The following is a 13,326-nucleotide window of genomic DNA, read 5'->3' as shown; positions in this document are numbered from 1 at the left end:
CCGGGAGGCTAGCGTCATCCGCCGTGTCCCAAGATCTGCTCGACCTCGCCGCCACGCCCGAGCGCCTCCGCGCGCTCGCCGATGCCGGTGTCCTGACGCCCCAGAGCCTGGAGCACGCCCTGCGGCTCGCCGTCGCCACGCCCGGGCGGCCCGCCTGGCGGCGCTTCCTGTCCGCCGTGCTGCTGGGCTTCGGCTCGCTGCTGGTGCTCTCCGGCGTCATCTACTTCTTCGCCTACAACTGGGCGGCCCTCCATCGCTTCGGGAAGATGGGGCTGCTGCTGGCCGCCATCCTCGCCTCCTGTATCGCCGCCTGGCGTCTGGGCGAGACGCTCGCCGGACAGTTCGCCCTCCTCTTCTCCGCCGTGCTCGTGGGCCCGCTCCTCGCCGTCTACGGGCAGGCGTATCAGACGGGCGCGGACCCCTATGAGCTGTTCCTCGGCTGGGGCCTCCTCATCCTTCCCTGGGTGGCGCTCGCCCGCTTCAGCCCCCTGTGGCTGCTGCTGCTCCTGCTCGTGAACACCGGGCTGTGCCTCTTCTGGTTCCAGGTCGCCGACGGCAAGGGCACCACGCTCATGCTGGTGCTCGCGCTGGTGAACTGCGGAGCCTGGGTGGTGCATGAAGTGCTCGCAATGCGTGGCGTGCCCTGGCTGACGGGCCGGTGGATGCCCCGGGTGCTGGCGATGATGACCATGGCACCGCTGCTCGGCCTGGCGGAGCTCCTGGTGGCGGTGCCCCGGGAGGCGGACACCGCGAGCGGCGTGGGGCTCGGCCTGCTCGTGCTGGTAATGGCCGCGGCGTACGTCTTCCACCGGCAGGTGCGCTCCGAGCTCTTCCTCCTCACCCTGGACGCGGTGAGTGTGATGACGCTGGTCACCACGCTCGTCGGCCGCGTCCTCTTCAAGGCGAGCCGCTTCGATGCGGGCGTCTTCTTCGTGATGGCCCTGCTCGTCATCGGCGAGGTGGGGCTCACCGTCTGGTGGCTGCGCGCCGAGGCCCGTGGTCCGGAGGAGGCATGACCATGGCGTTCAAGCCCTCATTGCGAGACGTGCTTCCCGCCGGACTCCAGGAGCAGGCGCGCGCCGCGCTCGCTTCCAGCCAGGAGGCCACGGCCAGCATGCCCTGGTTCGTGCGTGTCCTCACCGGCTTCGGGGCCTGGCTGGCCTCGATCTTCCTGATCATCTTCATTTCGATCGGTGTGCTCGGAGTGGGCGAGGAGGTGGGTGCCATCGTCCTGGGACTGATCCTCACCGGAGCCGCCGTCCTGGTGCGGTACGCGGGGAGCAACGTGTTCCTCACCCAGCTCGCCCTGTCCACCGGACTGGCCGGACAGGGCCTCTTCATCGGCGGCGTGGGGGCCCTCGCGGACGAGAAGATGGCGGCCCTCGCCACCGTCGTCCTCCAGCTCGTGCTCCTCTTCGTCTACCCGGATGTCATCCAGCGCTTCCTGTCCGCGCTCTTCGGCAGCACCGCGCTGCTGTTCCTGCTGCGCCTCACCGCGCCGGGCGTGCTGGTGGACGTGACGCTGGTGGGGCTCACCGTGCTCGCGCACCTGCTCTTCCTCCACCAGGCCCGGCTCCAGAGTGGGCGCTGGAGGGAGCTGGTTTCACCCGCGGGCTTCGGGCTCGTCACCACGCTCCTGTTCTCGCTGGTGGTGCGCACCTGGTTCCATGACATCTACGGGAGATCCTTCCGCGAGGACGCCACGGGGCTGCCCGCCGGGGTGCTGACGCTCGGGCTGGCCGTGGTGACGCTGTACTCGACGTGGCGCGTGCTGGAGGAGACGGACTCCGAGCCCGGTGGCGCCGCGGGGGTGACGGCCTTCGCCGCGCTCGGGCTGATGGCCGTCCTCACGCTCCAGACGCCCGGAGTCATCGCGGCGATCGGCATCCTCCTGCTGGGCTTCCACCGGCGCAGCGTGGTGCTGCTCGGCATGGCCGTGATCTTCATCCTCGCGTTCGGCGTGGGCTACTACTACGACCTCCAGTTCTCCCTGCTGGCCAAGTCGCTCGCGCTGCTGGGCAGCGGACTGATGCTGCTCGGCCTGCGGCTCTTCATCCTGCGCCGCTTCCCCGCGGCCGAGGAGGTGCGCTGATGCGCGCCCGCGTCATCTTCGGTGGATTCCTTCTCGTGGTGGCCGCCCTCGTGGTGCAGGTCGTCCGCAAGGAGCAGGTCCTGGCCCACGGCACGCCCGTGCTGCTGGAGCTTCGCCCCGGTGGACCCCCGCTCGCTCATTCAGGGCGATTACATGGTGCTCGACTACGCCATCAGCCGAGAGGCCCGGCTGGCCAGCGACACGAGCTGGGGCACGGCGTCGGCCGCGAGCTCGGGCCCGAAAGAGGGGCGCCTCGTGCTCCGGCTGGATGAGAACGGCGTGGGGCGCTTCGTCCGTCACGACGTGGCCGACACTCCGCTCGCCCCGGGGGAGCTGCTGCTGCGCTACAAGGTGCGCCAGAGCCGCGTCCGCCTGGGCGCGGAGGCCTTCTTCTTCCAGGAAGGTCACGCGGACCGCTACGAGCAGGCGAAGTATGGCGAGCTTCCGGGTGACCGGCGACGGCTCCAGCGTGCTCGTGGGCCTGCGGGACGCCGGGCGCCAGCCGCTTGGCAGCGCGGTCCCGTGACCGTCTAATCCCCCGGCGCCCCCAGGTCTTCCAACTCTTGGGGGGTCAAGGAAGGTCCCAGCAATAACGTACCGTCTCCATTTCTGAAGACGGTGTGGGTTCTTCCGCCAATCTTGACCAGAGTGCCCAGAGCAGGTGCTGGCTGCCCCTGCAACCAGGACTGCGCCTCCAGCATGTCCTTGAATTCGTGCGAGATGAAGATGCTTTGCTCCGCGGGAAGGTGCGCGGTCCTGACATGCTCGTTGAATGCCTCGAGCTGATTCGTAATGAAGAGGAAGCTGAGCGCATGGGCAGACAGCTCGATGGCATGGAGTTCCGCCGAACCTGGCGGAAACCTCTGGACTGCTTTCTCAAGGGTTCTCAGCACCTCTTCCACTTCGAAATCCACGGTCGTTCCCGTCACGCAATCCTCGTCAGAGCGCGGCAAGTGGTACCAGAATCAACGCCCCAGAGCCTCCAGTGGCCACGATGAAGGAGATCCCGGCAACTACCACCACTGTTCCAACCAGAATCTCCTTTTCGTGGCGCTTCAGCCAATCTATCGCGCGTTCCAGCGTGGAGAACTCGCGAAGGTGCATTTCCTTCCGCTTCAGACATGCCCTGTATTCCTTGAAGCATTTGGTCTCACAATATCGATAATGATCGCGCTTGTGATATTCATAGGGACGGGGTGGCTTCTTCTTCCAACATGCCCTGAAGCATTCGATGTGCGCAGCATCGCAGTCACTCGTGTCCTGTGAGGCGAATACGATTTCATGGGCACCCGCTTCCGCCGAACTCATTGGCGCGCCGGCTGTGAACTCCGCTTCGTCTGGATCAGCAGTAGACGAAGAACGCACTGCGGCCAGAGACGGGGCGCGAAGAGACGGCTGGGTGGTACCGCAGGCCCCGAGCCAGAGGCTGGCGACCAACAGAACGAATTTCAGCGGAGCGCCCTGTGGCTCGAGCATGACAGCCCGAGCATAGATGCCAGATGAAGTTCCGGCCTGGTCCAACGCTCAACGGTGACGCGGAATCAACACTGTCACGTGCTTGCAGTGCAGGGGTGAGAACCCCCTCGTGGGCTTCGCACTGCACTGAACCGGGCTCACTACCATTTCCCTCGAGCCGGAAAGGCCCCCCGCCTGCTCACACCAGCAGTGCGTCCCGGGTTTTCACGGGGGCCCGATTGATCGATTCGCCGCCCTCCGGTTAGCTGATCTCCATGCTCTACCGAAGGCTCACCGCATCGTTGCTCACCACGGGTCTCCTGAGTGGAGCCTGGCCACTCGCCGCGGCCGCGCAGCGCGCCAAGGCCCCGTCCCGCCCGGAGCCCACCGTCAGCCTCAACATCCCCGTCAACGTCAGCGCTCCGTTTCCGAAGGCCGAGGACAACCTCCCCTACTTCGATGACTTCTCCTGGCGGGAGTTCATCGCGCTCACCTGGCCGGTGCGCGTCGGCACCAGCGCGCCGTTCCCTCGCGGTGTCCCGGACAGCAAGAAGAAGTACGGCGATGTCTCGGTCCCTGGCGTCTGGGAGACGTGGAAGGCCGACTACGAGCTGTTCCTCCCCGACGGCTCCGCCCCGGCCGACTGGCAGAGCTTCGCGACTCCCTCTCCCTGCGACGGGGATGGCACCCTCGTGCCGTACCAGAAGGTTCTCGGCTCGTTCGCCAGGTACCACGGCTTCAACCAGGCGAGCATGACGGAGAGCGGTGGCCCCCTCGTGAGCCAGAACGGCCAGTACGTCCGCTACGAAACCCGGGTGAACCAGGCCGAGTACAAGTACATCACCAACCCCGGCGGCTCCCATCCCGGGCCGCTGTACCTGGTGAAGAACCTCCCCGGAAATGGCTCGGCCAACCCTCCGCTGAAGTTCCCGAGCGGCTCGGTGGAGGTCAAGGCCTCCTGGCGTGTGATGACGGGCGTGCCCGACAAGCAGCGCAAGCGCTACTACATCACCCAGGCGAAGGTGCTCGATCCCGTGAGCGGCACGTGCACCCTGGCCGACGTCGGCCTCATCGGGCTGCACATCGTGAACAAGACGCCCACGCTCCCCCAGTGGGTCTGGTCCACCTTCGAGCACGTCGACAACGTGCCCGCCCTCCCGGGTGAGAGCAGCCAGGCGGCCCCGCCCTACTCGTTGAACGACAACGACCCGAAGACTCCGCTCTCGGAGATGGGCAAGCCCATCAGCCAGTGCAACCCGCCGCAACAGCACCCCGCGCCCACCCAGGTGGTGCGCAAGCGGCCGATCGCGGCCTCGACCCAGCAGACCAACAAGGCCTACCAACAGGCCAAGGGCGTGAAGGGGACCGTCTGGGAGAACTACCAGCTCGTGCTGACGCAGTGGCCCGTCGGCGCCACGGACACCTTCCCGAGCACGGCTCAACCCCAGCCCCAGACGAATACCGCCAACGTGGCGACCGAGACCTGGGTCCAGGACTCCACCGCCACCTCGTGCATGGGCTGCCACAGTGTGTCGAACAACCACCAGTATGACTTCGTGTGGTTCCTCCCGCTCGGCGCATACCCGCGGCACTCCGAGCCGTGCCAGCCGCAGGTAGCGTCGGCCACGCCCGCGGCCCAGCCCTCGGACAGCCTCGCGGCCCCGCTGCCCGCCGCCCCGCTGCCCGCGGTCGAGCGCCGGAACAAGGCCGTCATCGACCTGCGAGATCTCATGAACCGGACGAAGCAGGGCCAGGCCGCGGCGGAACCCTGAGGGCGGCTTCACAATCGCCTGACTCTTGCCGATAATCCTTTCTTGACACGAGGCGTCAGCGGTTCCTCCCCCCGGAGGGCCGCGTCCGTGAAAGGAATGGAACGTGAGGGTCCCCGCACCAGCCGGCTTCATCGGCAACGAGCGCTTCCAGGTCCGCCGGCCTCTTGGCCAGGGTTCGTTCGGCCACGTCTACGAAGTCTTCGACACCCACTACAACACGGTGGTGGCCCTCAAGCTCCTGCACGAGCCCCGGCCCATCGCGCTGTACCGCTTCAAGCAGGAGTTCCGGCTGTTGGGGGATCTCGTCCACCCCAACCTCGTCACCCTCTACGAGCTGCACTCGGAGGGCAACCAGTGGTTCTTCACCATGGAGTACGTCGAGGGCGCGCACTTCACCTCGTACGTGCGCTCCATGAGCGCCTCCCTGTCCCTGAGTGAATCGCCCCACGACCGGACCGAGACGGTGCTCCCCAGCCTGCCACCGGCCGGCACCGGCTCGGGCGCGAGCAATCCCCACGACGCGACGGCCACCCTCTCCCCCACGGTCCGCTCGGGGGAATTTCCCATCCCCCGCGAGGCCTGGCCCACCGCCTCGCCCTTCGTCGTGGACCCGGAGCGGCTGCGCGCCGCCTTCTACAACCTGGCCCAGGGCGTCCGGGCCCTCCACTCCGCCGGCATCGTCCACCGCGACCTCAAGCCCACCAACGTCCTGGTCACCCCCACCGGCCGCGTCGTGGTGCTCGACTTCGGGCTCGCCAAGGAGCTGGCTCCCGCGCCCCAGGACCAGACCCCCGAGGGAATCGCCGGCTCGCCCTCGTACATGGCGCCCGAGCAGTGGTCCGGCGAGGGCATCTCCGAGGCCACCGACTGGTACAGCGTCGGCGTGATGCTCTACGAGGCCCTCAGCGGCATCCGCCCCTTCTACGGAAACTCCTCCGAGCGGCGCGAGCTGCAACGCCAGGGACCCGTGCCCCTGCCCCAGGTGATGCAGGGCATTCCGAAGGATCTCTCGGACCTGTGCATGCGCATGCTGGAGCCGGATCCCTCCCGCCGGCCCGGTTTCGAGGAGATCCTCGCCTGCTTCGCGCCGAAGGGTGACGCCGCCGGCTCGCGCGGGCACGAGGCGCTGCCGGAGCGCGGACGCTCGCTGGTGGGCCGCGAGGCGGAGCTGGCGGTGCTGGAGGAGGCCTTCCAGCAGACCACGGCGGGAAAGCCCGGCATCGTGTACCTGCACGGCAAGCCCGGCATGGGCAAGAGCACGCTGCTGCGCCACTTCGTGGACTCGCTCCACCGGCGGGGCGCCGTGGCCCTCCTGGGCCGGTGCTACGAGCGCGAGTCCGTGCCGTACAAGGCCCTGGACAGCCTGTTCGACTCCCTCGTGCGCTACCTGCTGCGGCTCCCGCCCGAGGAGGCGAAGGCCCTGCTTCCGGAGCGTTTCCACGAGCTGCTGCCGGTGTTTCCCATCCTCCGGGTGGTGGCCGAGCGCCTCGCCCCCACGCCCGGCCAGGCCGAACCGCAGGATCCCCTCCAGGCCCGCTGGCACGTGGCCACCGTCCTCAAGGAACTGCTGCGGCGCATCGCCGGGCGGGGGCCGCTCGTGCTCTGCCTGGACGACCTGCAATGGGGTGACGTGGACAGCGCGCGGCTGATGGCCGAGCTGCTCTCGCCGCCCGACATGCCCACCTTCCTGCTGGTGGCGAGCTACCGGAGCGGTGAAGCCCAGGGCAATCCCTTCCTGCAAGAGCTGGAGCGGCTCCTGGCGCACTCCCTCGTGCTGGGGACTCCGCGCGAGGCCGTGCTCGGGCCGCTCCCGGAGGAGGAGGCCACGCGGCTGGCGCTGTTCCGGATGGGAGCCTCCTCGCACGAGGCCCGGCTCCAGGCCGAGCGCATCATCCGCGAGGCCGAGGGCAACCCCCTCTTCATCGAGGAGCTCGCCCGCACCGAGCCCGACAGCGGCCCCGCCACCGGGGAGTCCGGGGAGCACGTCACGCTGAGCGACGTCCTGGCGCGGCGGTTCCGCCAGCTCCCCGAGGGCGCCCGCCGTCTGCTGGAAGTGGCGGCGGTGTCCGGACGGCCCACCGAGGAGACGGTGGTGCTCGAGGCGGCCCAGGCGGGACACACCGCGCTCTCCGCGCTGGTCCTCCTGCGCGCCCAACACCTGCTCCAGGGCCGCACCGGGGACTCCTCCCGGCTCGAGGTGGCCCACGACCGCATCCGCGAGAGCGTGCTGGCCCAGTTGAAGCCCGCCACGCTCGCCGGCCACCACCGCCGGCTGGCCGAGGTGTTGGAGGCGCGGCCCGAGCCGGATCCCGAGCGGCTCGCGCTGCACCTGCATGGCGCGGGAGAGCTGCGCAAGGCGGCCGTGCAGGCCGTGCTCGCTGCGGAGCGGGCCGCGAAGGCCCTCGCGTTCCACCGGGCCGCGGACCTCTTCGGCTCCGCGCTCGAGTGGAGTGGCGGCGCAACGGACTCCGCCCTGCCCGAGCCGCGCATGCTCCGGCTGCGCCGCGCCGAGGCGCTCGCCAACGCGGGCCGGGGTGGCGAGGCGGGACCGCTCTTCCTCCAGGTGGCCGAGGAGGGGCCCGAGGAGCACGGGTTGGACCTGCGGCGCCGGGCCATCGAGAGCCTGATGCTCAGCGGCCGGATCGACGAGGGGCTGACGCTGGTGAAGCCCGTGCTGACGCGGGTGGGCCTCTCCTACTCCGACTCCACCGCCGTGACGCTCGGCGGCGTGGCGTGGAACATGGTCCGCTTGATGGCGGGCGGCGCGAAGCTGCGCAAGCGGCCGGACTCCGTCCCCGCCGAGCTGCGCGCGCGCACGGACATGACGTGGGCACTGGGCAAGTCCCTGGCGAGCATCGAATCGCTGCGCGCCATGGGCTTCCAGATTCAGAGCCTGCGGCTGGCGCTGGAGTCCGGAGACCCCGCCCGGGCGTCGCGCGCGCTGACCGCCTTCGGGGCCTTGTGGCTCTTCCAGGGCACGCGGGGCTCGGTGGAGCGGGGCTCGCGCTATCTGGAGCAGGGCAAGGCGCTCGCCCAGGAGTTGAAGGACTCCGCCCTCATCGGCTTCGCGGAGACGTACCAGAGCACGCGCTCGTACGTGCTCGGCGAGTGGCGCACCGCCCTGGCGGAGGCGGACCACGGCATGGGGCTGCTGCAGGAGCACGGCGTGGACGTCATCTGGGAGACCAACGTCGGGCGCACCCAGGCGTGTCTGGTGTTGCAGACCACGCACGGCCTGCGCGAGCTGGGGCAACGCGCCTCGGAGTGGTTCCGGGTGGCCAACGAGGTGGGCGACCTGTTCTCCCGCGTCACCGCGTCCTTCTCCACGGCGCTGTGCCTCATCTCCCAGGGCCAGACGGACGAGGCCCGCCAGCTCATGACGGAGATGATGGCCGGTTGGAGCCGGCTCGGCGCCATCCAGCACGGCTGGCACGTGCTGCGCGAGACGCTGGCGGAGCTGTACGAGGGCAAGCTGGAGGAGTCCCGGGTACGGCTGGAGAAGGCGTGGCCCTCGCTGGTGGCCGGACAGTGGCTGCGCGGGCAGCTCGGCCGCTTCGAGCTGTACGGGCTGCGCGCGCGCATCTCCCTGGCCCTGGCGGAGCGGGAGCCCCAGCGGCGCGAGGAGCTCGTGCGGAGCGCGCGAAAGGACATCGCCCTGCTCGCCCAGGAGATCCGGCGCGACACCCCGTCCCTGGTGCACCTGCTCCAGGCGGGAGCGGCCCGGCTGAGTGACCAGCCCGAGCAGGCGCTCACGCACCTGTCGGCGGCCATCGACGGCTACGACGCGGCGGGAATGCCCACGCTCGCCGCCAGCGCCCGCTTCTGGAAGGGAGAGCTGGTGGGAGGCGAGGCGGGCAAGGAGCTCGTCACCCGCGCCACCACGGTCCTGCGAGGCGAGGACATCCGCGAGCCGCGCCGCTGGGCCGCGGTTCTGGCCCCGGGCTTCGGCGCGTAAGGCCTGGCGTCCCGTGATTTCGCGGGACGCCTGCCGTGTTTCGCGGTATCCCCAGGACAACCCACAGCTGGGAGGGGACCGTGCTCCTGCATTTCATTTCCGATTTGATCCGCGATCCGGAGCTGCAGCGTCAGTTCAGCAAGGATCCGGATGGCACGATGCTGAAGGCCAACCTGTCCGAGGCGCAGCGGGAGGCCTTGAACAGGGGCCAGCTCGAGTCCGTGATGAAGCTGCTCAAGACGGAGCTCGCCTCCCTGGAGCTCTTCGCCGTGGTGTGGGTCAAGGCGGTCGTCCAGGTCAACTCGGCCACGCCGGACATGGGCTCGAGCGGCAACACCGTCCAGCTTCGTGTCGAGGGAGACTTCTTCACCACCGGCGCGTTCGCCGCCGTCAAGCTGAGCGGCGTGGATCTGCCCGCGGTGACCCAGAGCGTGGAGAACCCCGGTGGCCGCGGCTCCGTGCTCCACTGCACGCTGAACCTCCCCTCCAACGCGCCCCTCGGCGTGTACGACGTGGCCGTGGTCAACCCGGATGGGCACTACGGCCTGCTCCCGCAGGCCTTCACCATCGCGTGAGCGCGGCTCCAGGGCTTCCCGATGATCGTCCCCATCGATGAATTGATGAGCCGCCTGAAGCCGTTCCTCTCCAAGGACCTGGTCGGAGAGGCGGAGCTCGGCTACGTCAACGAGGTGGCCCGGCTGCTTCCGGAGGTCTCGGGAGGCTTCTGCTTCGAATGCCGCATGGAGGCGGGCGCCCCACGGGTCGACTACATGGTCTGCTGCATGCGGACCGATGGCGGCCCCAAGGCCCTCGCCGACGCGCTGGAGAAGACGCGCGAGCAGCTCACCGGGCCCCTCTGGGACGGCGTGCGCACGTTCTCCCGGGAGTGGTTGGATCCCCAGTCGCCGCTGGCGCGGGTACCCGTGCTCTGGCTCGAGTACGACGTGGAAGGCCCGATGGCCCTCCCCAAGCCCTTCGCCTTCGCCTGTGTGCAGCCCGAGTTCGGACAGAAGCCGCCCGGCTCGCGGCGGGCAAGCGGGGCGAGTGTGGACGACGAGCCGCTCCAGCTCACCTGGCGTGCGCTGGAGGCCTTCCAGGGCGGACCGGTGCGCCCGGCCATCGCGCGCACCGTGTCGCGCTGCTTCGAGCAGTTGCCGGACTTCGCGGAAGTGGAGCACGTGGCCTCGCTCGCCTGCCGCGGCTCGGACGCGGTGCGGATGATCATCGGCATGCCCCGGGAAGAGGTCGGCGCGTACCTGGAGCGGATCGGCTGGCCGGGCTCGCGGGCGCAGGTCGAGGAGCTCACGAAGACGTGGCTCTCGTACCTGCACTTCGCGGAGGTGAACCTGGACGTGGGGGAGAGCGTGGGCCCCACCATCGGCCTGGCGCTCCCCTTCCCCGAGAAGCCGCACGAGCCATGGGCGAAGGAGTTCCTCCAGCGGATGGTGGACGCCGGGCTGTGCACGCCCGAGAAGCGCGAGGCCATCCTCCAGTGGCCCGGGCGCGAGCGCGTCCCGCTCACGGGCCACCGCTGGCCGAGCAACCTGTGCCGGACCATCGGCGCGAAGCTGGTGGTCCGTCCGGACGCTCCGGTCTCGGTGAAGGTGTATCCCTACTTCGAGTGCCGCTTCTCGCTCTGGAGCGACGTCTAGCCCCTGGGCTTCCCGGACGTCCCCACGGTGAAGAGCTGCTGCAGCATGAAGCAGCTCGAGCCCAGGCTGGTCTGGACGTAGCCGAAGACGATCGAGCGCACGGTGCTCCCGTGGGTCTTGGGATCGAACAGGAACGTCTGGGAGAACCCGGTCATGCCGTTGCCCGGAGGCGTGCTCCCTCCCACCGCGGTGACCGAACCGGAGCAGTAGAACCTGGACGAATCGCCGGGGTTGGTGATTCCCACGTACAGGTTCGTGACGGCGTCCGTCTCCGGGTTCTTCGGTGTCACCGTGCAGGAGACCGCGAGCTGGCCCTGCACGAAGGTCACCGTCCAGTTGCTCGGCACGACGAGGCTGTTGTCGCCGTACTCCTCCGGGGCCGGTGCCGCGAGCTGCGGAGCCGGCCCAGGTGCCACGCTCTCGGAAGTGTCCTTGGTGATGCCCATGTGTTGCCCCTCCGTTCCTGTCTCGGGCCGATGATAACCGGTTGAGTCCCTACCGGAGCGATTCCCGTGTGCTCACGCTGGAGACTCGTTTCCCTCCGTGGGGAAGCTCGAGGGTGAAGGTGGCGCCCTGTCCGAGGCCGGGACTGGAGCACGTCAGCCGCCCCTTCATTTCCGCGGCGGACAGGGCGCTGATGTGCAGACCGAAACCGTGGCCTGTCTTCCGGGTGGTGAAGCCTTGCATGAAGAGGCGTGGCAGTGTCTCCGGGGCGATCCCCACGCCGTTGTCGGTCACCTCGATGAGGGCCCCTGTCCCGTCAGGTGCCGGCCGGATGCGGAGGCGCATCCACTTGTCTTCCTTCGCGCTGTCCACCAGCGCATGCCGCGCATTGCTCAGCAGGTTGATGAGGATTTGCAACAGCTTGTGGCGATCCACGGAAATGGGCGGCACGGGGGCATAGTCGCGCTCGATACGGATGCCCTGCTTCTCGAAGGAGCCGGCGATCAGGCGCAACGCCTCGTCGAAGAGCTGGGGGAGGGCCACCTGCTCCACCACGCCCGCGGCTCGCGCATGCATCTGCTGCATGGCGATGATGGAGTTGATGTGCTCCACGCTCTCTCCCAGCGCGTGCATCTCCTGGAGAAGGCCCTCCCGCTCCTCCTGGAGCTGACGGGACACGGCGATGAGATAGGCCGGAAGCTTCTGCCCCTGGAGGTCCTGGGTGAGGAAGGAGGCCAGGTCGGCGGTGTGCTCGCTCAGGAGCTCGGTGGCCTTGGCCAGTCCGGAGACCCGGGACTTGCGGAGCCGCTCGGTGATGACGCTGGTGGAGATGTTGACGCTGTTGAGCGTATTGCCCACGTTGTGGAGCACGCCGGTGGAGACCTCCGCCATGCCGGCCTGCCGGGAGGTTTCCACCAGGGCGCGGTGCATCTCGCTCAGCCGCACCTCGTCCTCCCGGCGGGCGGTGATGTCCCGGCCGAAGAGCGTCATTCCCACCGCGCGTCCCTCCGGGCCGAACAGCGGGCTGATGTGGACATCCAGGAGGTGCCGTACGCCCTCCAGCTCGTACTCATCCTCGAACCTCGCACGCTGGCCGGCTCGCACCCTGGCCAGCGCCGGTCCCCAGACCTCGGGACGCGCTGGCTGGCTGGTCCCGAAGAGTTGCCCCACCACGGGCTCCTTGCCATAGCACCGGCGGTGGAACTGTCTCGCCGCGGAGTTGGCGGTGAGCAGGTTTCCCTCCATATCGATCGAGACCACGAGATCGTCCGTGCTCTCCAGGACGCTGCTCAATCGGGTCTCGCTTTCGCGCAGCGCCTTCAGCGTCTGCTCGAGCGAGGCCTGGGCCGAGTCCCGCGTGGTGTTGTGCAACGACCCCAGCCCCCAGGCCCCCAGAAAGGCCACGCCCGCGAAGAAGTAGGAGAAGTTGAGATAGGCCGGGGAGAGGGACGCGGGATCGATGCCGACTCGCGAGAGGTAGAGCGGGTAGCCCAGGCTGAGCGTCGCGATCAGCAGGAGGGTGACGAACAGCCCGACCCGTGCGCCCGCCAGGAAGACGGCCAGCGCGGGAATCAGCATGGCCAGCGCATGCATGCCGAAGTAGGGGAGCCTGTATTGCATGGCGGTCCCCAGGATGACGAGGACCATGGTCGTCAGCATGAGCATCGTGGCGGGGCCGGGGGTGGTGGACCTGCGCACCAGGACCAGCGACCCCAGATAGAGCAGGCTGGCGATGATGCTGGGATAGGGAGGCAGGCCCAGCACGAGCGACCACACCGTGAAGAGGGCGTTGAACGCAAACAGGAAGCCGGCGGCACCGACCAGGATCCGGAAGCGGACGAGCCCGACGGGGACGCCCTCCGCAGGGGCTCCGACAGCAGGGCATCCAGCCGCTGGAGGATCCAGACACGCGAGCCGGTGCTCGTGGAGGACGGTTCGGTTGGCTCGGGAGAGGAG

Annotated in this window: 10 protein-coding genes and 1 pseudogene; 7 read left to right on the top strand and 4 right to left on the bottom strand. The window is 68.9% G+C overall.

Features of this window, described 5'->3' with window-relative positions; genetic code table 11:
• Nucleotides 1–23 precede the first annotated feature (23 nt).
• From ACN28I_RS41820 to ACN28I_RS41810, 3 genes and pseudogenes are all read left to right on the top strand, one after another.
• Nucleotides 24–1,016 (top strand): DUF2157 domain-containing protein, encoded by a 993-nt coding sequence (locus tag ACN28I_RS41820; protein ID WP_420947467.1) that lies wholly within the window; start codon nt 24–26, stop codon nt 1,014–1,016.
• 2 nt (nt 1,017–1,018) lie between these two features.
• On the top strand, nt 1,019–2,092 hold the full coding sequence (locus ACN28I_RS41815) for a DUF4401 domain-containing protein (protein ID WP_420947466.1): 1,074 nt from the start codon (nt 1,019–1,021) through the stop codon (nt 2,090–2,092).
• Nucleotides 2,092–2,618, top strand: a pseudogene (locus ACN28I_RS41810) (GDYXXLXY domain-containing protein). The gene ACN28I_RS41815 and the pseudogene ACN28I_RS41810 overlap by 1 nt, the downstream one beginning before the upstream one ends.
• Nucleotides 2,619–2,622: 4 nt before the next feature.
• On the opposite strand, the gene ACN28I_RS41805 reads toward ACN28I_RS41810, so the two are convergent.
• Both ACN28I_RS41805 and ACN28I_RS41800 read right to left on the bottom strand, forming a co-directional pair.
• Entirely contained in the window at nt 2,623–3,021 is a 399-nt protein-coding gene (locus ACN28I_RS41805) for a hypothetical protein (RefSeq protein WP_420947465.1), read from the bottom strand.
• 10 nt (nt 3,022–3,031) lie between these two features.
• Nucleotides 3,032–3,568, bottom strand: coding sequence for a hypothetical protein (locus ACN28I_RS41800; protein WP_420947464.1), 537 nt, complete (start codon nt 3,566–3,568; stop codon nt 3,032–3,034).
• Nucleotides 3,569–3,822: 254 nt separating this feature from the next.
• Between ACN28I_RS41800 and ACN28I_RS41795 the strand changes: the two genes are divergently transcribed.
• From ACN28I_RS41795 to ACN28I_RS41780, 4 genes are all read left to right on the top strand, one after another.
• On the top strand, nt 3,823–5,319 hold the full coding sequence (locus tag ACN28I_RS41795) for a hypothetical protein (RefSeq protein WP_420947463.1): 1,497 nt from the start codon (nt 3,823–3,825) through the stop codon (nt 5,317–5,319).
• A gap of 103 nt (nt 5,320–5,422) precedes the next feature.
• A complete protein-coding gene (locus ACN28I_RS41790) occupies nt 5,423–9,274 on the top strand; it encodes a serine/threonine-protein kinase PknK (RefSeq protein WP_420947462.1) in 3,852 nt (1,283 codons plus the stop codon).
• Between the two features lie 80 nt (nt 9,275–9,354).
• On the top strand, nt 9,355–9,849 hold the full coding sequence (locus tag ACN28I_RS41785) for a hypothetical protein (protein WP_420947461.1): 495 nt from the start codon (nt 9,355–9,357) through the stop codon (nt 9,847–9,849).
• Nucleotides 9,850–9,894: 45 nt separating this feature from the next.
• Nucleotides 9,895–10,926, top strand: coding sequence for a hypothetical protein (locus tag ACN28I_RS41780; protein WP_420947460.1), 1,032 nt, complete (start codon nt 9,895–9,897; stop codon nt 10,924–10,926).
• On the opposite strand, the gene ACN28I_RS41775 is transcribed toward ACN28I_RS41780, so the two are convergent.
• The gene (locus ACN28I_RS41775; RefSeq protein ID WP_420947459.1) at nt 10,923–11,372 is read right to left on the bottom strand and encodes a hypothetical protein; all 450 of its coding nucleotides are present in this window, start codon (nt 11,370–11,372) and stop codon (nt 10,923–10,925) included. The genes ACN28I_RS41780 and ACN28I_RS41775 overlap by 4 nt on opposite strands.
• Before the next feature lie 49 nt (nt 11,373–11,421).
• The gene (locus ACN28I_RS41770) at nt 11,422–13,134 is read right to left on the bottom strand and encodes a two-component system sensor histidine kinase NtrB (protein WP_420947458.1); all 1,713 of its coding nucleotides are present in this window, start codon (nt 13,132–13,134) and stop codon (nt 11,422–11,424) included.
• Between the last annotated feature and the right edge of the window lie 192 nt (nt 13,135–13,326).

It is taken from the genome of Archangium gephyra, from assembly GCF_049060025.1.
Lineage (GTDB): Bacteria > Myxococcota > Myxococcia > Myxococcales > Myxococcaceae > Archangium > Archangium gephyra_A.
The sequence above is the reverse complement of the archived record's forward strand: the minus strand, read 5'-3'. Positions and strand labels throughout refer to the sequence as shown.